The organism is Enterococcus sp. LJL98, assembly GCF_054871745.1.
In genome coordinates, this window is record NZ_JBTXLU010000001.1 from 259,813 (window position 1) to 281,821 (window position 22,009).

Annotated in this window: 24 protein-coding genes; 22 read left to right on the top strand and 2 right to left on the bottom strand. The window is 39.6% G+C overall.

The window, feature by feature from the left end; genetic code table 11:
• Nucleotides 1-30: 30 nt before the first annotated feature.
• Nucleotides 31-1,746, bottom strand: coding sequence for an NFACT RNA binding domain-containing protein (locus ACYSNO_RS01170; RefSeq protein ID WP_461729231.1), 1,716 nt, complete (start codon nt 1,744-1,746; stop codon nt 31-33).
• Nucleotides 1,747-1,807: 61 nt separating this feature from the next.
• Nucleotides 1,808-2,200, bottom strand: a complete 393-nt coding sequence (locus ACYSNO_RS01175; protein ID WP_461729232.1) for a DUF1622 domain-containing protein — start codon at nt 2,198-2,200, stop codon at nt 1,808-1,810.
• 310 nt (nt 2,201-2,510) lie between these two features.
• On the opposite strand from ACYSNO_RS01175, the gene ACYSNO_RS01180 reads away from it, so the two are divergent.
• The 22 genes from ACYSNO_RS01180 (at nt 2,511) to mazE (ending at nt 22,008) form a co-directional block, all read left to right on the top strand.
• Nucleotides 2,511-2,978 (top strand): hypothetical protein, encoded by a 468-nt coding sequence (locus ACYSNO_RS01180; RefSeq protein WP_461729233.1) that lies wholly within the window; start codon nt 2,511-2,513, stop codon nt 2,976-2,978.
• Between the two features lie 306 nt (nt 2,979-3,284).
• Nucleotides 3,285-4,301 (top strand): tryptophan ABC transporter substrate-binding protein, encoded by a 1,017-nt coding sequence (gene trpX / locus ACYSNO_RS01185; protein WP_461729234.1) that lies wholly within the window; start codon nt 3,285-3,287, stop codon nt 4,299-4,301.
• The gene (locus tag ACYSNO_RS01190; RefSeq protein ID WP_461729235.1) at nt 4,298-5,179 is read left to right on the top strand and encodes an ABC transporter permease; all 882 of its coding nucleotides are present in this window, start codon (nt 4,298-4,300) and stop codon (nt 5,177-5,179) included. Before trpX ends, ACYSNO_RS01190 begins: the two co-directional genes overlap by 4 nt.
• Before the next feature lie 4 nt (nt 5,180-5,183).
• Complete coding sequence (locus ACYSNO_RS01195) at nt 5,184-5,951, top strand: ABC transporter ATP-binding protein (protein ID WP_461729236.1); 768 nt, start codon at nt 5,184-5,186, stop codon at nt 5,949-5,951.
• A gap of 349 nt (nt 5,952-6,300) precedes the next feature.
• Entirely contained in the window at nt 6,301-7,170 is an 870-nt protein-coding gene (gene aroE / locus ACYSNO_RS01200) for a shikimate dehydrogenase (protein ID WP_461729237.1), read from the top strand.
• Nucleotides 7,171-7,202: 32 nt separating this feature from the next.
• On the top strand, nt 7,203-8,228 hold the full coding sequence (aroF, locus tag ACYSNO_RS01205) for a 3-deoxy-7-phosphoheptulonate synthase (RefSeq protein ID WP_461729238.1): 1,026 nt from the start codon (nt 7,203-7,205) through the stop codon (nt 8,226-8,228).
• A 21-nt stretch (nt 8,229-8,249) separates the two neighbouring features.
• Nucleotides 8,250-9,311, top strand: a complete 1,062-nt coding sequence (gene aroB / locus ACYSNO_RS01210) for a 3-dehydroquinate synthase (RefSeq protein ID WP_461729239.1) — start codon at nt 8,250-8,252, stop codon at nt 9,309-9,311.
• 15 nt (nt 9,312-9,326) lie between these two features.
• Nucleotides 9,327-10,493, top strand: a complete 1,167-nt coding sequence (gene aroC / locus ACYSNO_RS01215) for a chorismate synthase (protein WP_461729240.1) — start codon at nt 9,327-9,329, stop codon at nt 10,491-10,493.
• Between the two features lie 16 nt (nt 10,494-10,509).
• Entirely contained in the window at nt 10,510-11,607 is a 1,098-nt protein-coding gene (locus ACYSNO_RS01220) for a prephenate dehydrogenase (RefSeq protein WP_461729242.1), read from the top strand.
• A gap of 9 nt (nt 11,608-11,616) precedes the next feature.
• The gene (aroA, locus tag ACYSNO_RS01225) at nt 11,617-12,900 is read left to right on the top strand and encodes a 3-phosphoshikimate 1-carboxyvinyltransferase (protein ID WP_461729243.1); all 1,284 of its coding nucleotides are present in this window, start codon (nt 11,617-11,619) and stop codon (nt 12,898-12,900) included.
• Between the two features lie 19 nt (nt 12,901-12,919).
• Nucleotides 12,920-13,432, top strand: coding sequence for a shikimate kinase (locus ACYSNO_RS01230; protein WP_461729244.1), 513 nt, complete (start codon nt 12,920-12,922; stop codon nt 13,430-13,432).
• Complete coding sequence (gene pheA, locus ACYSNO_RS01235; RefSeq protein ID WP_461729245.1) at nt 13,433-14,278, top strand: prephenate dehydratase; 846 nt, start codon at nt 13,433-13,435, stop codon at nt 14,276-14,278.
• Nucleotides 14,279-14,403: 125 nt separating this feature from the next.
• Complete coding sequence (locus ACYSNO_RS01240; RefSeq protein WP_461729697.1) at nt 14,404-15,525, top strand: LCP family protein; 1,122 nt, start codon at nt 14,404-14,406, stop codon at nt 15,523-15,525.
• Nucleotides 15,526-15,605: 80 nt separating this feature from the next.
• Nucleotides 15,606-16,454: a DegV family protein gene (locus ACYSNO_RS01245; RefSeq protein ID WP_461729246.1), complete on the top strand. Its 849-nt coding sequence runs from the start codon at nt 15,606-15,608 to the stop codon at nt 16,452-16,454.
• Between the two features lie 200 nt (nt 16,455-16,654).
• A complete protein-coding gene (locus ACYSNO_RS01250) occupies nt 16,655-17,386 on the top strand; it encodes an amino acid ABC transporter ATP-binding protein (protein ID WP_461729247.1) in 732 nt (243 codons plus the stop codon).
• A gap of 46 nt (nt 17,387-17,432) precedes the next feature.
• The gene (locus ACYSNO_RS01255) at nt 17,433-18,206 is read left to right on the top strand and encodes a transporter substrate-binding domain-containing protein (protein ID WP_461729698.1); all 774 of its coding nucleotides are present in this window, start codon (nt 17,433-17,435) and stop codon (nt 18,204-18,206) included.
• 15 nt (nt 18,207-18,221) lie between these two features.
• Nucleotides 18,222-18,869 (top strand): amino acid ABC transporter permease, encoded by a 648-nt coding sequence (locus ACYSNO_RS01260; protein WP_461729248.1) that lies wholly within the window; start codon nt 18,222-18,224, stop codon nt 18,867-18,869.
• A gap of 11 nt (nt 18,870-18,880) precedes the next feature.
• Nucleotides 18,881-19,534, top strand: coding sequence for an amino acid ABC transporter permease (locus ACYSNO_RS01265; protein WP_461729249.1), 654 nt, complete (start codon nt 18,881-18,883; stop codon nt 19,532-19,534).
• Nucleotides 19,535-19,643: 109 nt separating this feature from the next.
• Nucleotides 19,644-20,015 (top strand): MazG nucleotide pyrophosphohydrolase domain-containing protein, encoded by a 372-nt coding sequence (locus ACYSNO_RS01270; protein WP_461729250.1) that lies wholly within the window; start codon nt 19,644-19,646, stop codon nt 20,013-20,015.
• On the top strand, nt 19,978-20,553 hold the full coding sequence (locus tag ACYSNO_RS01275) for a histidine phosphatase family protein (protein WP_461729251.1): 576 nt from the start codon (nt 19,978-19,980) through the stop codon (nt 20,551-20,553). The genes ACYSNO_RS01270 and ACYSNO_RS01275 overlap by 38 nt, the downstream gene beginning before the upstream one ends.
• A 359-nt stretch (nt 20,554-20,912) precedes the next feature.
• A complete protein-coding gene (locus tag ACYSNO_RS01280) occupies nt 20,913-21,671 on the top strand; it encodes a GNAT family N-acetyltransferase (protein ID WP_461729252.1) in 759 nt (252 codons plus the stop codon).
• 103 nt (nt 21,672-21,774) lie between these two features.
• Nucleotides 21,775-22,008 carry a type II toxin-antitoxin system PemI/MazE family antitoxin gene (mazE, locus tag ACYSNO_RS01285; RefSeq protein ID WP_461729253.1) on the top strand — a complete coding sequence of 78 codons (234 nt, stop codon included), beginning with the start codon at nt 21,775-21,777 and terminating at the stop codon, nt 22,006-22,008.
• The last annotated feature ends 1 nt before the right edge of the window (nt 22,009 follow it).

Sequence of the window (22,009 nt, forward strand, 5' to 3'; positions counted from 1 at the left end):
TGAAATCAGTTTTTTGTTTTTAGGAGGAAGCTAGTTACTCATTGGTTTTTCACTCATCTTTTGAATATTTTTTTCTTCCGGTGTCATAAAATAAGTTTTTTGATTGTCGTAAATAACGTAACCAGGTTTTGCCCCACGTGGTTTACGAACATGACGTACTTGAACAAAATCAACAGGAACTTGAGCAGAGTGGCGATACTTGGAATAGTAGGCGGCTAGTTCCGCTGCTGCCAAAATCGTTTCTTCTGAGGGTTCTGTACTACGAATAATAACATGTGATCCGGGAATATCTTTAGCATGTAACCAATATTCAGTTTTCTTCGCTGTTTTCATTGTTAGTTGGTCATTTTGAAGATTGTTGCGGCCGACCCAGATTTCAGTACCATCCTTGGCATAAAAGACTAGGGGTTTGGCTTTTTGCGTACTTCGTTTTTGTTTGACCGAAGCTCGTTTGAGGTAACCTTCCACAATCAGCTCTTCTTTAATTAATTCGACATCCATGGGGCCAGCAATCTCTAGCTGGGCTAAAACGCTTTGCAAATAGGCAATTTCTGCTTCTGTTTCAGCAATTTGTTCACCTACAAGTTTGACCGCATTTCTTAATTTTTGGTATCGTTGGAAATATTTTTGCGCATTTTGGTTCGGTGTTAGCGCAGGGTCCAAAGCAATGACCAGAAGGCGATTTTCTTCGTAATAATTTGGAAGTTCAACAGAGGATGCTCCGCGTGGAATGTCGTGCAAGAAAGTCGTTAAAAGCTCCCCTTTTTGTCTCAACACTTCGGCATTTTCAGCTTCACGCAGCGTTTCTTCTCGTTTGAACCGTTTCCGTTCATTTTTTTTTATTTCATTCGTGATTCTTTTAATCAATGCGCCCCCTTGTTGCTTGACGCGATCTCTTTCTGCCTTATCTTGATAAAAACCATCTAAAAGTTGACTGAGGGAAGCAAAGCTTGTCAGTGTCGTTTGGCTATCTGTTAAGGAAGGAAAAAGAAAGGGAGTGAAGTATTCTTTCTTTTCTGTTTGAATCATCGTTGGTTCTAATGTTTCTAAGTTTTTAAAAAAGGCTTGCCAGACTGCCAGTTTTTCATTGGGATTTTTGTTTAAACGCGTTGCTAATTCTGTTGCGGTATCAAAACCGAACCCTTGAAAGGTTTGTTGAAGTTCATTAGGTGTACGTGCTTCGAGCAAGGATAGTTGCTCGAAAAGTTGAACATCCGTCATCGCAAAAGGATTCAAGCCTTTTGCTTGTGGCGGTGCATAATAGGTAGCACCAGGTAAAAGGGAACGGTAAGAGTTTTGCGAATGTCCAACGTGTTTAATCGCATCTAGAATTTTTCCTGTTTCTTGATTAAGTAGTAAAATGGTACTGTGGCGCCCCATCAGTTCAACGACTAAAACCAAATCTTCTAAGTCGCCTAATTCATTGCGATGACTGAAAGAAAAATGGATGACACGATCATTTTCAATTTGCTTAATTTCTTGTAAGAGCGCGCCATCTAAATATTTCCTCAAAATCATGACAAAGTTTGGAGGCGTATCAGGGTTTTGGTAGACCATTTCCGTTAAATGCATTCGCGCATAGCTTGGATGAGCAGACAATAATAATTTATGATTCTTTCCTAGTGACCGAATGACTAGGATTAATTCATTGGGGTAAGGTTGGTGGATTTTGCTAATTCTTCCCCCTTGTAGGGTATCTTTTAATTCTTGGATCATAACATGGGTAAAAAGACCATCAAATGACATCGTTGAGTTCCTCTTTTCAAATAATTAAGAAATAAGTGGTAAGTAAGGTAGAAATTCTGATTTATTTCTCTTTTGTTTCTAATTTTTTTATCTCGACTTGTTCTTTTTGTGCATCAAGCATTTCTTTGTGAAGAAAATAAGCCATCACTGTTCGGATAACAACCATCGAAGCCAAAATAATTAAATCACGAATCGAAGGGTTAATAATCGATTCGACAATATCCGCTGCAATTAGAATCTCAAGACTTAATAGAATATAACTACCCAAAAAACTACGGATTCCAGTGAGATGATAAACCGATTTTTCACGACTGGGGTGCTGAAGCTCACTGAAAATAAAATCTTTTGCTGCTAAAAGAACACCCCAAACTAAGACGATCATACATAAAATATATAATAAGAAAACAATCGTTTCAAAAAATGGTAAAACGAGATGCATTAACGCTTCTTTCATATCCGAACCCTCCTCGTATCGTTTTGTTTCTCGTCTTAATTATAACAAACTCCCTACTATCTGACTAGCACGAGTCGTGTGATGAAAAAACAAGCGAATTCCATTGATCGATAGCAATTTTCTTGACGAAAGGAAGTGGCAATTGTTACTATTAGACTTATTAGTAGCATCACTGCTAGAAAGGTTGTTCCTTATGAATGTTTTCAGGTCTTATTGGGGTGAATGGAAAAACCAAATACAAGAAAACCCGAAAAAAATCTTGTTATCTTTCCTTTTAATTTTAGTTCTATTTGTCGGGTTTCTTTTCTCAATGTTCTTCGGAAGAAATGCCATTCGTCAATCACAACTAGAGGCGCTTGTTTATTCCAAAATGACCTCGCAACAGCTTAAACCGATTGAGTATCAAAAAGATGAGATAATCAAAGACGCGGAAGCCATTTCGGTTCTATTTAGTACACCGGATAACCTTGAACAAAAAAGAATTTTTCAATTAATCGCACAAAAGGAAAAAGAGTTGAATCGCACAATTTTTGTGTATCCGCTAGTCTACCAAGTCCGTCAAATTAGCGAATCTTATCAGCTTAATTCAAATGAGACAACGATTGTTTTCTTTGAAAAAGGGGTCGAGAAAAACCGATTTACTTTCGAATCGATTGAAGAACCGAAAAAGAACTTTATTCCAGAGTTAAATCGACTACCTATGTGGAATATGAAAATCATTGAAGAAACGGAAAATAAACAAGAAGAAAAAAATGAGTTGACAGAAGTACGAGAGTGAGGTACGCTATCATCAATTAATCAAACCGTTAGAGGAGGAGCGTACATGAAAACCACAACTTATTATGCAATTTCTGAATTATCATGGCAAATTTGGCGTAGATAAGTTGTATTGATGGACTCTTTATCCATAGATACGACTTTTTAGAGTACTTTTCTAAACAGTGTATCTATGTCGGTATCTTACAGATAATTTTCCCGCATAGACAAAATCTATGCGGTTTTTTGTTGTTCGCAACAGCCGTAAAAGATACGACTGTTGCTTTTTTTTGTAAAAAAAATGGAAATAATTTGAAGGAGAATGAAGATGAAAAATAAAGGACTACTTGGAACAATTGTTGGACTAATGGCGGTTTTACTCTTTGGCTTTTTTTATGAACGAAAGAACGAAGACCCTAAGGCAGGTCAGGAGAATGAGCAACAATATAAAATCGGATTACTGCAATTTGTCAGCCATCCCGCCTTGGATGAAATTACAGAAGGCGTAAAAGCAGGGTTGAAAGAAAGAGGAATGATTGAAGATCAAAACTTGACTTTACTTTTTCAAAATGGTCAAGCCGATCAAAGCAAGTTAACGACCATGAGTCAGCAACTTATCACAAAAGGAGCAGAAGTATTAATCGGGATTGCGACACCTGCTGTCCAGTCGTTAGCCAACGAAACAAAGGATATCCCCGTCATTTTAGGTGCGGTTACCGATCCAGTTGGTGCAGGTCTTATCCAAGATATGGAAAATCCTGGGGGGAATTTAACAGGTGTTTCCGATAAAGCCCCCGTATTAGAACAATTAAAATTGGCACAAACCCTCTTACCAACAGCCAAAAAAATCGGTATTTTATTTTCCTCTGCAGAAGACAATTCAAAATACCAAGTAGCAGAAGCAGAAAAAGCCGCCGAATCACTTGGGTTATCGGTTGAAAAATTTGCGGTACCGTCAACGAATGAAATTCGTCAAATTGTTCAAGTAATGTCAGAAAAAGTGGACTTTATTTATATCCCTTTAGATAATACCATTGCTAATGCGATGCCTTCTGTGGTCAGTGAAGCAAATAAAACCAAGACACCGATTATTCCCTCAGTTGATACCATGGTTGCCGAAGGTGGATTAGCGACGGTGAGTATCAATCAGTTTGAAATTGGCTATCAGGTAGGATTAATGGCGGCCAGTATTGCCAAAGGGGAAAAAGAAACAGCGACGACACCTGTTTATACCTTTGATGAAGGAGAAATCATCATCAACGAAGAACAAGCCGCTTTATTACAAATTGATATTCCACAAACCCTAAAAGAAACTGCAAAACAAATTGGAGGGGAAGCACAATGATTTTTTCATCGATTGGACAAGGATTATTATGGAGTGTTTTAGGTCTAGGTATTTTTATGACCTACCGTATTTTAAATTTTCCAGATATGACAGCAGAAGGATCTTTTCCTTTAGGTGGTGCCGTCGCTGTTGCAGCAATTGTTTCTGGTGTTTCGCCCGTTTTAGCAACAGGTTTGGCGATTGTTTCTGGGATGCTAGCCGGACTCGTTACTGGGCTTCTTTACACAAAGGGGAAAATACCAGTCATTTTATCCGGGATTTTGGTCATGTCTGCCTTGAATTCCGTCATGCTCTTTGTGATGAAACGACCGAATCTATCCTTACTGAATCAACCGAAGCTCTTGGATTTCTTTCAAACTCTGGGCTTACCTAAAAATTATGATGTGATCTTACTAGGTTTCATCGCTAGCGCTTTGATTATTGGTGCGCTCTCTTTCTTTTTTAATACAGAATTCGGCCAAGCATATATTGCGACTGGTGATAATGAAACGATGGCTCGCTCTTTAGGGATCGCGACAGATAAGATGAAAATTGTTGGACTCGTACTGTCAAATGGCGTGATTGCATTAGGTGGGGCTTTGATTGCTCAAAGCGATGGCTATGCTGATGTCAACAAGGGGACGGGTGTGATAGTGATTGGGTTAGCATCCATTATTATCGGTGAGGTTTTATACGGCGAATTAACCTTTTTTGAACGGTTATTGGCGATTGTCGTCGGTAGTATTTTGTATCAGTTATTGATTCTACTCGTCATTCGTCTCGGCTTTGATACGACCTACTTGAAATTATTTTCAGCAATTCTTTTAGCTTTATGTTTATTTATTCCGCGGTTAAAAGAAAAATTACAGTTAAAAACAGGTTTAGAAAAGGAGGTCTAAAAAAATGGCGGTTTTAGAAATCAAAAAAGCGACAAAAGTAATCAGTAATGGACCTAAAGAACAAAAGGTCTTGTTAAACCAAGTGGATTTGACCATTAAAGCAGGAGAATTCGTGACCGTTCTGGGTGGCAATGGGGCAGGAAAAAGCACCTTGTTTAATAGTATTTCAGGTGCTCTACCACTCACTAGCGGAAGTATTTTTTTAGATAACCAAGACGTTACAGCACTTTCTGAAGAAAAAAGAGCTTCGGCCATTGCGCGTGTTTTCCAAGATCCAAAAATGGGAACAGCACCTCGCATGACAGTTGCCGAAAATTTGTTACTGGCTCAAGGTCGCGGTCAAGCACGCAGCTTACGTTTGCGACAATTAAAACAACAAAAAACAGCGTATTATGAACTCTGTCAGTTAGTAGGCAATGGCTTAGAAAATCATCTAGATACTCCGACAGGCAATCTTTCAGGTGGACAAAGACAAGCACTTAGTTTATTAATGGCAACGCTGAAAGAACCCAAGTTGTTATTGTTGGATGAACATACGGCGGCTCTCGATCCAAAAACCGCCAAACAACTAATGGAAATTACCAATCAACGAATCCAACAACAGTCGCTCACTTGCCTGATGATTACCCATCGAATGGAAGATGCACTGAAATATGGCAATCGTTTAATACTCTTGCAAAAAGGAGAAATCATTAAAGATTTAAAACAAGCAGAAAAAGAAAAATTAACGTTATCAGACCTCTTACATTTCTTTGAAGAAATTGTTTTTTAAAGTTTTATGAAAATTTCCTTGACATACTCTCATCGAAATCATATACTAAGTTCATCTTAGTCAGCAAGGAGCGAAATATTATGATGAAGTCGACACAAACAAAACTGAATAAATACTACTTTAGCTATTTTAGATAGGTTTGTATTCATCATGATATGGATACAAACAACGCGTTTGTATCTATAGATGGCTAATGGAATTTGTAATGGAAACCAAGCCCCTGTAGATCGTACAATGTCTACAGGGGCTTTTTATATTTTCCGTCATTTTTTAGGGAAGATAGAAAGATGTTCACTGTAGACGCAAACTACAGGTGGACATCTTTTTTTATTAAGTGAGGAGGAATAACATGCAACAACCGCTTGCAATCAGTGGAGAGACTCGTCTCGCGGCTTTTTTCGCCCATCCAGCACGACACAGTATTTCTCCAAAGATGCATAATTTGGCCTTTCAGTATTGTCAAATTGACGCAAGGTATCTCGCTTTTGACGTATTACCTGAGGACCTTGCAACCAGTATCCAAGCAATCCGTAGTTTGAATTTATTAGGTGTGAATCTTTCAATGCCACATAAACAAACGGTTTTACAACACTTGGACCAACTTTCTGAGGCTGCTCAATTAATTGGTGCAGTGAATACGATTGTCAATGACCGAGGGGTTTTAATTGGTCACAATACCGATGGCCTTGGATTTATGCGGAGCTTAAAGGATATATCCGTTGATGTGATCGGTCGAGAAATGACCGTTTTAGGAGCGGGGGGCGCTTCGACGGCGATTGTTTGCCAAGCTGCTCTTGACGGCGTGAAACAGATCTATGTGATTAGTCGTCGCGGAAAGAATTATGAAAACATGCAAGAAAAAATCAAAATCATTCAACAACAAACGGCTTGTCAAGTCACATTGATTGAAAGCACACAAAAAGACGCAATTCGGCATGCTTGCCAACATAGTCAATTATTAATCAATGGCACGAATGTCGGGATGGGTGCGTTAGAAAACCAGCTTCCCTTGATCGATGCGTCGCTGCTGCGTTCAGAGTTAGCAGTCTGTGACATTATTTATCATCCAACGGAAACCTTACTTTTAAAACAAGCAAAAGCGACCGGTGCAAAAACAGCGAATGGTCTAGGGATGCTCTTTTATCAAGGTGCCGCAGCGTTTGAATTATGGACAAAACAAGAAATGCCTAAACAGATTTTTAATGAAATACAAAAATAAAAAATGAAAAGAAAAGAAAGTGGGAATATAAAATGATCGTTATTATGAAACCAGGTGCAACCAACCAACAAATTGAGACAGTTGTCAAAAGAATTAAAGCAAGCGGGTTAGATTTCCAATTGAATACAGGAGCGGAACAAGTTGTCATTGGGTTACTCGGCGACACGCGTTCGATTCAAGATGTCGCATTCAGAAGTTATGAAGGCGTAGATAAGACGGTACGAATTAGTAATACTTACAAACTGACTTCACGGGAATTCCATCCAGATGATACAGTTGTGGATGTTGATGGCGTAAAAATTGGCGATGGGAGCTTTGTTACAATGGCTGGACCATGTTCTGTTGAGAGTCTAGACCAAATTCGTGAGTCTGCTCGCATGGCCCATGCAGGAGGAGCGAAGATTTTACGGGGTGGAGCCTTCAAACCAAGAACGTCTCCTTATGCTTTCCAAGGATTAGAAGAAGAAGGATTAAAAATCATGCGGCAAGCAGCAGATGAATTTGGCTTAAAAGTGATTACCGAGCTAATGGATGAAGCCCATGTCGATATGGTCGCGGAATACTCGGATATTATTCAAATTGGTGCACGAAACATGCAAAACTTTAAGTTATTAGCAGCAGTTGGTAAAACTGGAAAACCCGTTGGCCTAAAGCGTGGCATTTCAGGTACAATTGACGAGTGGTTAAATGCCGCTGAATATGTTGCGATTTCTGAGAAAAGTCCAGTAATTTTTATTGAACGTGGGATTCGAACCTACGAAACGGCGACACGCAATACCTTTGATTTAAGTGCGGTGCCGATTATCAAAAAATTAAGTCACTTCCCAATTATCGTCGATCCAAGTCACGGAACAGGTGTCTGGGACATAGTGAAACCAATGGCACGTGCGGGAGTCGCTGCAGGAGCAGATGGAATGATTGTTGAAATTCATCCCGATCCAGCCAATGCATGGTCAGATGGGCCACAGTCCTTAAACGAGAAAAACTACTTATCCATGATGAACGAAGTAAATATTATGGTAGATGCAATGGATAAAATCAAAGCATTAGAAAAATAAGCGTAAAGGAAGGTTGGCCCCATGCAAATTGAACTAACAAACCATACTTATGAAATTGTGATTCAAACCGGTGGACTACGAGAAATTGGCCAATGGGTACAAAAATTATGGCAGCCACAAAAAATCGCGATCATTACCGATAGCAATGTGGCCCCTCTTTTCGGCGAACAAACGAAAAATGCTTTACAAGCGGCAGGGTTTCCGACGGATGTTTTCGTCGTCCCTGCAGGCGAAGCGAGTAAATCTTTAGCTCAAGCTGAAAAGCTTTATGAACAATTAGCTGCAGCTGAATTTACGCGCAGTGATGGAATTGTCGCTTTAGGCGGGGGTGTCATTGGTGATTTGGCCGGCTTTGTGGCCTCCACTTATATGCGTGGGTTACACTTTTTACAAGTGCCTACCACGTTGCTTGCCCAAGTCGACTCAAGTATCGGAGGGAAAACGGCGGTTAATACGCAAAGTGCGAAGAACTTAGTCGGAAGCTTTGCCCAACCAGATGGGGTTTTGATTGACCCTGCGGTATTAGCGACACTAGATAAACGCCGAGTAAGGGAAGGGACGGCAGAAATCATCAAAGCTGCAGCAATTGCCGACCGTGCTTTATGGCAGAGGTTACTTGAATTGGAAGATGAAATGGCTTTAGTTGAACATGCGGAAGAAATAATCCCATTGGCATTAAAAGTCAAAAAAACAGTTGTGGAAGAAGATGAATTTGATCATGGTAGTCGCTTGTTACTAAATTTTGGGCACACAATTGGTCATGGTATTGAAAACACTGCTGGTTACGACGTTGTCAGCCATGGAGAAGCCGTTGCTCTAGGGATGGTCATGATTAGCCGACAGGCAGAAACACGCAATTTGACGCCAGTTGGGACCACAGAACAACTGATTCAAATGCTTAAAAAATATCATTTGCCGGTCGAGCATGATGCCTTAGATGCTGCACGAATTTATCAAGCAATTACGCATGATAAAAAAGCCCGTGGCAAGCAAATCAAAATCATCTTACTGGAAGAAATTGGACAAGCGAAAATTGTCTCAGTACCAATGGAAGCATTAAAGAATTATATTGTTTCACAATAAAAAGGGGGAAATAAAATGCGTTATATTACAGCAGGTGAGTCACATGGACCAGAATTAACAACAATTATTGAGGGGATTCCAGCAGGGTTATCCTTAACTGCAGAAGATATTAATCAGGAATTGGCACGGCGCCAAACAGGTTATGGCCGTGGAGGTAGAATGTTAATCGAAAAGGATCAAGTCCGAATCACTTCCGGAATTCGTCATGGAAAAACATTAGGTTCACCAATTACGTTAGTTGTTGAAAACAAAGACTGGAAAAATTGGACGAAAGTGATGAGCATCGAGGAGGTCGAAGAACGCGATCGACACTTACGTCGTGTGGCACGTCCTCGACCAGGGCATGCGGATTTAGTTGGTGGAATGAAATACGATCATCGTGATTTACGAAATGTTTTAGAACGCTCTTCTGCTCGAGAAACGACCATGCGTGTTGCAGTTGGTGCGGTGGCAAAGAAATTATTATCTGAGCTGGAAATTGATGTGGCCGGGCACGTAACGATGCTCGGAGGCATTAAAGCGTTAGTTCCTGATGGGTTAACCGTGAAAGAAATTCATGAACAAGCGGAAGCCTCAGAAGTACGAGTTTTGGACCCTACAGTGGAAGAAGAAATTAAAGCCTTAATTGATCAGACAAAGAAAAAAGGAGATACCATTGGTGGTGTCGTTGAAGTACTTGTCGGTGGCGTTCCTGCTGGATTAGGTAGCTACGTTCAATGGGATAAGAAACTTGATGGGAAACTTGCCCAAGCGATGGTCAGCATTAATGCGTTTAAAGGCGTTGAGTTTGGTGTTGGCTTTGAAGCCGGCGTTTTACCTGGTTCGGAACTAATGGATGAAATCTTATGGGATGAAAAGGCAGGATATACTCGCAGAACAAACAACCTCGGTGGTTTTGAAGGCGGCATGACAAATGGAGAAGTCGTCATTGTCCGAGGTGTTATGAAACCCATCCCAACACTGTATAAACCGCTCCAAAGTGTCGATATCGACACCAAGGAACCTTATAAAGCGAGTATTGAACGCTCAGACAGTACCGCCGTTCCAGCAGCCTGCGTCGTTGCTGAAAGCGTCGTAGCGACGGTAATTGCTAATGAAATCTTAGAAAAATTTTCGAGCGATAACTTTGCGGAATTGCAACGGAGCGTCAATGATTATCGTACCTACCTAAAAAATTATTAAGCAGCTGGAGGATGACATGAGACAAAAAGTATTAATTGTTGGTTTAGGGTTGATTGGCTCCTCGCTAGCCAGCTGTATTAAAAACGCCCATCCTGAAATCACACTTTATGGTTGGGATTATCAAGAGAAAACGAAACAAATGGCACTAAAAAATCAAGTCGTAGATGTCATTTTACCGACTTTTTCAGAAAACGCCCAACAAGCAGAAATTATTTTACTGGCAGTCCCAGTAAAAACGTCTCTTTCATACTTAAAGGAGTTAAGTCAATTGCCTTTGCGTCCAAATGTACTTGTGACCGATGCTGGTAGCACGAAAAGCGAGATTGTTGCTTTTGCTGATCAGCAGCCCTATGATTTTATTGGTGGACATCCAATGGCTGGTTCACATAAATCAGGCATTTTAGCACAAAATCCTGATTTGTTTGAAAATGCCTATTACATTTTTACTCCTGGGGCAAAGACAGCAATTGCATCACGTGTACAGGAATTAATGACCTTATTACAAGGGACAAGAGCCAAGTTCTTAATGATGTCCGCCCAAGAACATGATGAAATCACAGGTGTTTTAAGCCACTTCCCGCATGTTGTAGCAGCTGCTTTAGTGAATCAAGCAGAAAAGTTAAATCAAGTCTTTCCTCGTTCAAAGCAATTAGCGGCAGGAGGGTTTCGCGATATTACTCGGATTGCTTCTTCTGATCCTAAAATGTGGACGGATATCTTATTAAGTAATCGTGCAGTCTTAATTGATTTAATTCAAAAATGGCAGGCAAATATGACTGAAATGACTGATTGGTTAATCCAGGGCGAGGAAGCCGCAATCTATACGTTTTTTGAAGAAGCGAGAGAGACACGTAATGATTTACCTGTTCATGAAAAAGGGGCGATTCCTAGTTTTTATGATATCTTTATTGACATCCCAGACTCACCTGGAGTAATTGGTGAAGTCACTTCTTTGTTGGGATTTGCCAAATTATCACTTATTAATTTGCGTATTTTAGAAACGCGTGAAGAAATTATGGGGATTTTACAGCTAAGTTTTAAAAATGAACGAGATCAACATATCGCTCAGCAACTGATTCAAGATAAGACGAATTATGATTGTTGGATCAAATAGGAGGTTTTTATGAAATTATTAAATGCACATCCCTTAAAAGGAACGATTCAAATACCTGCAGATAAATCCATTTCTCATCGGAGTGTGATGTTTGGAGCCTTGGCACATGGTACGACAACGATTCAAAATTTCTTGCGCGGAGAAGATTGTTTAAATACACTCGCTGCTTTTCGTTCGTTGGGCGTCTCCATTGATGATGATGGCGAGACAATCACCGTTCACGGAAAAGGATTGTCAGGGTTTACGGCCCCTAAGACGCCCATTGATGTCGGAAACTCAGGTACAACCATTCGTTTGATGATGGGGATGCTAAATACCTGCCCATTTGAGACGAAGCTTTGTGGCGATGAATCCTTAAGTTTACGTCCAATGAATCGCGTGATGCTCCCACTAAGAGAAATGGGCGCGCAACTTTCTGGCCATCAAGCAACACAATACCCGCCGATTACGATTCATGGCTCCTCTAAATTAACACCGATGACTTATGAGATGCCTGTGGCGAGTGCTCAGGTCAAATCAGCCATTCTCTTTGCTGCTCTTCAAACAGCAGGAAAAACGACAATCATCGAAAAAGAACCTTCGCGAAACCATACAGAAGATATGATTCGTCAATTTGGTGGAGACATTCAAGTCAATGGCAAAGAGATTCAAATTACAGGACCACAAGAGTTAGTAGGACAGACCGTGACGGTTCCAGGCGATATTTCTTCAGCTGCCTTTTTCTTAGTGGCTGGTGCAATCGTTCCAGGAAGTGCCATTCGGTTAACCAACGTTGGAATCAATGACACACGTACGGGAATCTTAGAAGTGTTACGCCAAATGGGAGCTGAGATGACCATCGAGAATATTGATGAGAAAAATGCTTCAGCTGATATTTCTATCCAAACTTCTCATTTAACAGGAATGACAATCGCAGGAGAAATTATCCCTAAATTAATTGATGAACTACCAGTTATCGCCCTTTTAGCCACTCAGGCGCATGGTACAACAATCATTAAAGATGCAGAGGAATTAAAAGTAAAAGAGACCAATCGAATCGACGCGACTTATGAGGAATTAAAGAAGCTTGGAGCGAAGATTGAACCAACAGAGGATGGGTTAATTATCCATGGTCCGACCCCCTTGCATGGAGGTGCGGTATCTAGCTACGGTGATCACCGAATCGGAATGATGCTACAAGTGGCGGCGTTATTAACAGAAGAAACGGTGACGCTAGAAAATCCAGAATCAATCGCCATTTCTTATCCATCTTTCTTTGAAGATGTGGCACGTTTAACGAATCGAAGTCTTTAAGAGAGGTTGAGTGAAATCGATGGTACAAATTGTTTTAATTGGCTTTATGGGTGCGGGAAAAACAGCCATTGGCAAGCAGCTTGCTCAAAAACTGCGCATCCCTTTTCTAGATACGGATCAACTCATCGAAGAAGAACTGGACTTGACCATCCCTGAAATTTTTGAGAATCATGGAGAAACTTTTTTCCGAAGAAAAGAAGCGGAGATACTCAAAAAAATTCAAATGCAAGCACAAGACGGAATTATTTCTACAGGTGGGGGAATTGTTTTAAACCAGGATTCACAAGAAGTTTTACAGGATTTTGCGCACGTGGTGTTTTTAAATGTCCGTTTCGAGACCTTAATCGAACGCATTCAAAAAGATACAGAGAATACTCGTCCGCTTTTTCTAAATCATTCTGCAAAAGCCTTTCAAAAGCTTTTTACTGACCGGTTGCCACTTTATGAAAAAAACGGCACCATTATCGTTGAAAATGAAAAGAAAACCATTGAAGAAATCGCAAATGAAATTTTATTAAAGGTGGGTGTTTAAGTGAGAGTTGGTTATTTAGGACCGAAAAATTCGTTTACCGATCAAGCGGCACGTAGCTGTTTTTCTCCGGAAGACCTCGTACCATATCCCACAATCCCAGCATGCATTCAAAGCGTATCTGATGGCGAAGTAAAGTATGGTGTGATCCCTATCGAAAACTCCTTAGAAGGTTCGGTGAATGACAGTGTCGATCGGCTTTTCCATTTGGGGAACTTGCAAGTGTTAGGTGAGATTGTTTTACCAATCAAACAGCAGCTATTAGTAGCTTCCCAGCATGCGAAGATTACTAAAATTTTGTCTCATCCCCAAGCCTTGGCACAGTCGCAGCAATTTCTAACAGAACACTATCCTGGAGTTCCGTTAGAAGCAGTCTCATCGACCACTTATGCTGCGGAATTTGTCGCAAAGCACCCAACGAGTCAGGTCGCAGCAATTGCTTCAAAAAAAGCAGCGAAAGAATATGGTCTCACTATTCGAGCAAAGGATATTCAAGACAATTTATTGAATCAAACACGTTTTTGGATTATTAGTCAAAAATCTCAGGACTTAGCCATCGCGCTAGGCGAAAAAAAGAAGGGGACTTTATTTATTACTTTACCTAATAACAAAGCCGGAGCTCTTCATAAGGTACTCGAGTTTTTTGCTATACACGAAATTAACTTATCGAAGATCGAATCACGACCGTTGAAAACGAGTTTGGGGGAATATTTTTTTGTCTTGGATTTTCTTTATGATACACAAGCGACGAGAATCGAAGAAGTCATTCGAGACGTGCGCCAAATAGGTGGACAAGTAGCAAAACTGGGGACCTATCCTTTGAAGATTGTCACGGAGGAAGAACTGTAGCCAAGTAATTGGTGAGGTTCTTTTTTCTTTTTTTTATTAACAAATGATTAATCTCATTTCCTTTCGCAACAGACTCCTGTATGCTAGAGGCAGAGAAAATGATAGAAGTGAGAGGGATCGAATCAATGAGTCGAATGGAACGATTTAAACATATTCACGAAGAAACCAATTCAGCAAAAAAAAGCCGCTTTGCCAGACGAACAAGAGAACAAAAAGAGGAAGTTTTTGATCAAGAAACAGAATTTAATCGTCAGCAGCAGGAAGGCTTCACGTCGCCCCCTACTGAGAATGCTTCTTTTGAATCAGAAATTGCGCCACCTCCTCCAAAAAAACAAAAGAAAAAGAAAAAAACAAGACGGAAAAGAGGCGGTTTCTTACGAGCGATGCTTATTTTCGTGCTTTTTCTTTTGGCTTTTTCGGGAGTTAGTTTTTCTCTTGGTAAATCTTCAGCAAAAATGGCCGGTTCAACCGTTTCAGAAGAAGCCTTTCATGGGTTTACTGCTGCGAATGGGGCGAAAAACATCTTATTGATTGGCAATGATAGCCGCGAGGGGGAAGTTTCACGTTCGGATACCATTATGGTTTTACAAGTTGACGGACCAGCTAAAAAACCAAAATTAATTTCTTTTATGCGAGATACGTATGTGACCATTCCTGGCTACGGGGACAACAAAATCAATGCAGCTTATGCTTTTGGTGGTGCGGAACTACTTCGACAAACGCTTGTTCAAAATTTTGGAATCGAAACAAAATATTATGCGGTTGTTGACTTTCAATCTTTCGAAAAAGTTATCGATGCTTTATTTCCAGCTGGAGTGGCAATAGATGCGGAAAAAGATATGAGTACGTATTTGGATGTTCCAATCAGCCAAGGTCAGCAAAAAATGGATGGACACACGCTTTTACAGTATGCGCGCTTTCGGATGGATGAGGAAGGGGATTTTGGTCGGGTCCGCCGTCAGCAACAAGTGATGACGGAAATCTTTTCCCAATTAAAAAATCCAATCAATGCCTTTCGTTTGCCTTACGCTATCGGTAAAACAATGGGCTATACGGCAACCAATCTCCCCCCAACATTTTTAATAAAAAATAGCCTTACGATTTTAAAAGGAGCGAGCGGGATTGATCGCTTAATGGTTCCTGTCACTGATTCTTGGGAATTTGGTGAGACTTTTGAAGCGGGAAGTGTTTTATTTGTTGATTATGAAGCAAATCGACAAGCAATCAAGCAGTTTTTAGGAAATTAAGTTGAAAAAGATTCCAAATCGCTTCGTATTTATGATATATTGTAAGGGACGTTTGAATTTTTCTGAAACGAGGATTGAAAATGAAATTAGCAATTGTGACGGATAGTACTGCATTTTTATCGGAAGAAACAGCCAAGCATCCAGACTTATTTGTGATTCCGATACCAGTCATCCTAGATGGAAAGCTTTACAATGAAGGTAGTGATATTGAAGCGGATGAATATTATGAATTACTAAAAAACAGCCATGAGTTTCCAACAACTTCACAACCTGCTTTAGGCGAAGCGCTAGAGTTGTATGAGAAAATTAGAAAGCAAGGTTACGATACAGTAATCAGTATTCATTTATCTGGAGGGATTTCTGGTTTTGTAACGAATTTACATAGCATTCAAGACGGGGTCGAGGGCTTAGAGGTTATTCCTTATGATTCCAAAATAACAAGTATGCCTATGGGTCATATGGTTGAAACGGCCCTCTTAATGAAGGATGCAGGCCAGCCTCTGCCGATGATTTTAAAGAAATTAGATGCGATTCGCGACCATACAAATGCCTATCTAATTGTCGATGACTTAAATAATCTTGTTCGAGGTGGACGATTGACGAACGGGGCAGCACTTGTCGCAGGATTATTAAAGATTAAACCCGTTTTAACTTTTGAAAACGGAAAGATTGTGTTATTTGAAAAAATTCGTTCGAGCAAAAAAGCATTTGCACGCGCAGAAGATGTTATCGGGCAACGTATGAAAGAAATCAATCAACCAGTGAAGCTTTCTGTTATCCATGGCAATAACTTAGAAGTTGCTCAAGAAGAAAAAGCCAAATTGGAAGCAAAATATCCAGGTGTTTCAGTAGAAATTGGGCATTTTGGTCCTGTAATTGGCACACATTTAGGTGAAAAGGCCATTGGATTGGTTATTTCACTGATCTAGTTTAAAAGTAAGAAGGAAAAAGGACGTTGACTTGAGTCACGTCCTTTTTTTATGAAAAAATTCTATTTTTATGCATAAAATAGAAGAAACATGAATAAACTTTACAAAATAGGGGGTTGTAGTCTATAATTCTATTATTATGGACTTATCAGAAGACGTGAAGTCTTTTTTTTATGGTCAATTTTAAAGGAGGTAAACGCATGATTGAGTTTCAAAATGTGGAAAAATATTACGGAGATTTTCATGCATTAAAAAACATTAATGTCGAAATCACAAAAGGGGAAGTCGTCGTAGTGATTGGGCCTTCTGGTTCAGGGAAAAGTACTATGTTACGTTGTATCAATGCATTAGAAGAAATTTCAACGGGCCATCTATTAGTGGACGGCGTTGATTTGGCTAGCAAGGAGACGAATTTAAATGATGTTCGTAAAAACTTAGGAATGGTTTTTCAACATTTTCATTTATATCCTCATCGCACAGTCCTAGATAACATCACCTTGGCACCAATGAAAGTGTTGAAAAAAAATAAAGCAGAAGCAAGGGCCAAGGCAGAAGAATTGCTTGCGAAAGTAGGAATGTTAGATAAAAAAGATTTATACCCTTCGCAACTTTCAGGCGGACAACAACAACGAATTGCGATCGCGCGAAGTTTAGCCATGGAACCGGAAGTCATGTTGTTTGATGAGCCTACTTCAGCCTTAGATCCTGAAATGGTCGGTGAAGTGTTAGAAGTAATGAAAAACTTAGCGAAAGAAGAAGGGATGACAATGGTTGTTGTGACGCATGAAATGGGCTTTGCCCGTGAAGTGGCTGATCGCGTCATTTTTATGGCAGACGGTCAAATTTTAGAAGATGCAGAAGCAGAAACCTTCTATGAACACCCCCAAGAGATTCGCGCACAACAATTCTTAAGTAAAATCATTACGCAATAATAAGGGGGAGCTTTATTTGAAAAAACAACAAAAGAGTTATTTATTATTGTTATGCGTGATCTTTTTGTTTGCATTTGCTGCTTGCGGGAAGCGTAGTCTGGCAGAACAAGACATTCTTACCCGCATTTCTGAGACTCCAAGAATTTTTTGGGGCGTAAAAAATGATACACGTCTCTTTGGATTGATGAATATTGAAACACGTGAAGTCGAAGGATTCGATATTGATATTGCAAAAGCATTAACAAATGAACTTTTAGGACCTGAAGGAGAAGCTGTTTTTGTCGAAGTCACTTCTAAGACGCGAATTCCGTTAATTAAGAATGGGAACATCGATACCATTATAGCAACGATGACAATTAGCGAAGAACGTTTAAAACAAGTCGATTTTTCCGATGTATACTTTGATGCAGGTCAATCCCTCCTAGTTAAAAAAGGAAGTCCAATCACTGGAGTGGAAAGCCTTGATGAACAGACGACCGTTCTGGCCGTGAAAGGTTCAACTTCCGCAATTAACATTCGGCAGCATGCTCCGAAAGCAAAAATTCTTGAGCTAGAGAATTACGCAGAAGCTTTTACGGCTTTACAATCCGGACAAGGTGATGCCATGACGACTGATAGTGCTATTTTATTAGGGATGGCTACCGAAAATCCAGAATATACTTTAGCGGGTGATATTTTTACAGACGAACCTTATGGAATCGCGATTAATAAAGGGCAAGAACCTTTTCTAAAGGCTGTAAACGAAGCCCTAGCAACGATTAAATCAAACGGAACCTACCAGGAAATCTATGAGAAGTGGTTTCCTGAAATCAAGGAATAAGGAGGCGTCAGACAAATGTGGGAATTACTAACGAGCTATGCAGACTTGTTGCTCATTGGCTTAAAAACAACTTTAATTGTAAGTCTGATTGCCTTGATTGGGAGTTTAATGATTGGTACCTTCATGGCCATTTTACAGGTTTCACCAATGAAACTCCTTCATAAATTGGCAACAGCTTATGTCGAATTTTTTAGAAACATTCCTTTACTCATAATCGTGATGTTCTTCTTCGTTGTCGCACCCATCTATGGCTGGCATTTTAATGGCTTTACTGCGGGGGCATTGGGGCTAACACTCTATACCTCCGCATTTGTTGCTGATACGGTTCGAGCGGGGATTACCGGTATTCCAAAGGGACAAATGGAAGCAGGGCGTTCCACGGGGCTGAGCTACATCGAATCGATGTGGTATATTGTCTTGCCACAAGCTTTTAAAATGGTTTTACCACCTTTAGGGAATCAGTTTATTAACTTAGTGAAGAATTCTTCTATTTTAGCAATGGTCACAGGGGTAGACCTGATGTACCAAGGGGACCTCATTGCCAGTACAACATTTCAAACCATCGAAACCTATACACTCATTGGGCTCATTTACCTGTGCATCACGTTGCCGATTTCCTATTTTATGAAGTATATTGAAAATAAATTGGCACTTAGCCATTAAGGAGGAGTAAGATGGACTTTTTTTCAGCATATTCATGGATAAATCTCCGCTTTTTATTAGACGGCTTACTCGTTACTTTGGAAGTCGCTGTGGTTTCAATCATTTTAAGTTTTTTCGTTGGAGGTCTTTTAGGTGTGCTTCGTTTTATGAAGATACCCTATATTTCTTTGATCGTCGGTATCATTGTCGATGTGATTCGTAACCTCCCCTTATTATTAATCATCTTTTTCACTTATTTTGCATTGCCACAAATCGGCATTCAATTTAGTATTTTTTGGTCAGCGGTAGTAGCAATGACGATTTTTGAGTCCGCCATGTTGGCTGAGATTATCCGTGCAGGCTTATTAGCGGTTCCTAAAGGTCAAATGGAGGCTGGCCGGTCGACGGGGATGACGTACTTTTCAACCTTGTATTACATTGTTTTTCCGCAAAGCATTAAATTGATGTTACCGCCAATTGTAAGTCAATTTATCTCATTAATTCGTGATACGTCATTGGCTGTGATTATCTCTTTACCAGAGTTAACACACCATGCAAAAATTATTTACGCACAAGAACCAACCGCTGTTTTACCAATGTTTGTTGCCATGACCTTCTTATACTTTATGATTTGTTATTCGCTATCATTGTTTTCTAAACGGTTAGAAAGAAAATGGGCGGTATAAAAAGAAAGGCATCGTCACTTTCCTAGCGATTGATTTGCTAGGAAAGTGATGTTTTTTCCGTGAATGATGCTATACTTGAATTTGAACAATTAGGAGAGAAGGGAAGTCATTGAATCATTTATCGATTGCTGAACTACAAGATTATTTAACCTTAAAGTATGGAAAAAACGGAAATTCCACAACTGCTTTTATGAAGTTAGTTGAGGAAGTGGGAGAGGTTGCCGAAGCGCTGAATCAATTAGAAGGTATCAAAGAAAAAACGGGAGAAGCATCCCTAGCAAAAGAACTAGCCGATGTCATTCATTATACTTTGGCAATCGCTAGTATGAATCAAATTAACTTAAGTAAAGTGATTCTTGAAAAAGATAAAGAAGCTGCGATAAAATACCAACAGTCTCCCAATTTAGAAGAATTTTTATTAAAGAAAAGGAAGTCGTTCATCAATGAAGCATATCTATTTTGTCAGACATTCGATTCGTGATACTTCCATCACTCATGAAGAAGCACCATTAACAATGGAAGGACAAGGTTTCGCTCAAAATCTTTCGGGTTATTTTATAGATAAAGAAATCCAACATATTTTTTCTAGTCCTTTTCAAAGAACAATGGAAACCATTCGGCCGACAGCGACGATCTTAGGGTTACCAATCATTGAAAAACAAGCATTACGTGAAAGAAAAACAGGAACTTGGTTAGAAACAGGTTTTTCTGTATTTGCCAAAAGACAGTGGGCTGATTTTGATTATAAAATGGAACAAGGGGAGTCTTTACGAGAGGTCAGCGAGCGGATTTTACCAGCTTTTAAAGAAATATTAACTAATTCTGCCGGTCATAGCATTATTTGTGGGCACGGGACAGCTTTTTCTGTCTTGTTTCATGAACTCACACAACAACGTTTTGGTTATGAACAATTTCTAAAGCTGCAAATGCCAGACGTCTACGTCGCAAGTTTTGATGTTAATCATCGACTCATTGATTTTAAACACGAAAAGTGGCACGAAGCAAACGGATTTGCTTAAAGTGTCGTGGAAGATCTTTGCGGCGGCAGTTGAATTTGTTTCTAGAGAAAAGGAGAGAGTCATTTTGACAATTAATTATTGATAACGAAAGACTGTGGGCTGGAATTGGAATCGAAATTTTACTAGCGATTGGGCTTGGTTTAATTATTTATTTCATCTTTGTTTCAGGGCGAATAAGAAAGGACTATTTTTCAAATAAGGTCACTAGCAAGTTGCCTTTATGGATTGCGGTATTCTTATTATTTATCTCAATGTTCCTTGTTTATGTTGCCTGTATTCAGGGAGCCGTCTGGAAATTCTAATAGCTACCAACTGAAAAAAGAGTTGAAGGTTTGAATGCAAAAAAAAGGGGTGAGCAGGTGAAGGAGATTACATTTAAAAACATTTCTACTATAGGAAATGTTCTAGATAATAACCAACAGTATATTCATATCCATTATCCAGAAATGCCCGTGCGGTACGACAGCAATTTAATTGCGTTTCAGAAAATGCCTAGCTTGGATGACTTTAAGGAGACTGAAAGCTATTTGAGAAATTTTCATCTGCAATACGATCAAAATCACTTAAAGTTTCGTTTTCCTGAAAATCAAAAATTAACAGAAGAACTAAAAAAATACTGCCTTAAAAGCGGCTACAGTCTTGATTTCCTCGAGCTATATGTGATTAAGCCGGAAAACTTCCCGAAGATCGAATCATCTGCCGTTATTGCTGTTCAATTAGTTAAGAAAGAGCATTTAATCGATCTTATCCAACTAAAATATCAAAATGATTTAGAATATGGGGAAGATTTCGCTAAGCAAAAAACAGATTTAGTAAAAAGACAATTTTCTGATTCGAACACGCAACAAGTCATTGCGTATTACGAAGGATTTCCAGTGGGCTACGTCGATTTAATTCTTGCGGATAAGACTGTTGAACTAGATGAATTGACCGTTCTTGAAACTTATCAGAGAAGGGGAATCGGTAGCCAATTACAAAAATTTGTCATGGAATCCTTCCCAGAAAAAAGCATTATATTAGTTGCTGATGGGGAAGACACACCACGAGAAATGTATCAAAAACAGAATTATCAGTATCTTGGTTTTCAATATGAAGCGACAAAAGAAAATGAAATATAAATAAAGGTTAGGTACGTTCTTGATAGCCACTTCAGTATTTGACTATACAGGGTATACCGAGTATACTTAATGTAATAAATAGAATTATAAGGAGTTGATGCACATGTTAACTACTCGTTCTAGAAAAAATGGGAATTCGATTGTTGTCACATTGCCAATCTCTTCTACAGGAGTAAAACAAAAGGCGGACAAAGAGTATATTGTGATTTATGGCGAAGATGATACCATAACGCTTATACCTAAGCTAGAAGATCCTTTTGCTCAAGCTGAAACGGATGCCTACTATCAAGAAGATGTTTGGGAAGACATGCCTGCTACTGGTAAAGAGATTCTCTGAT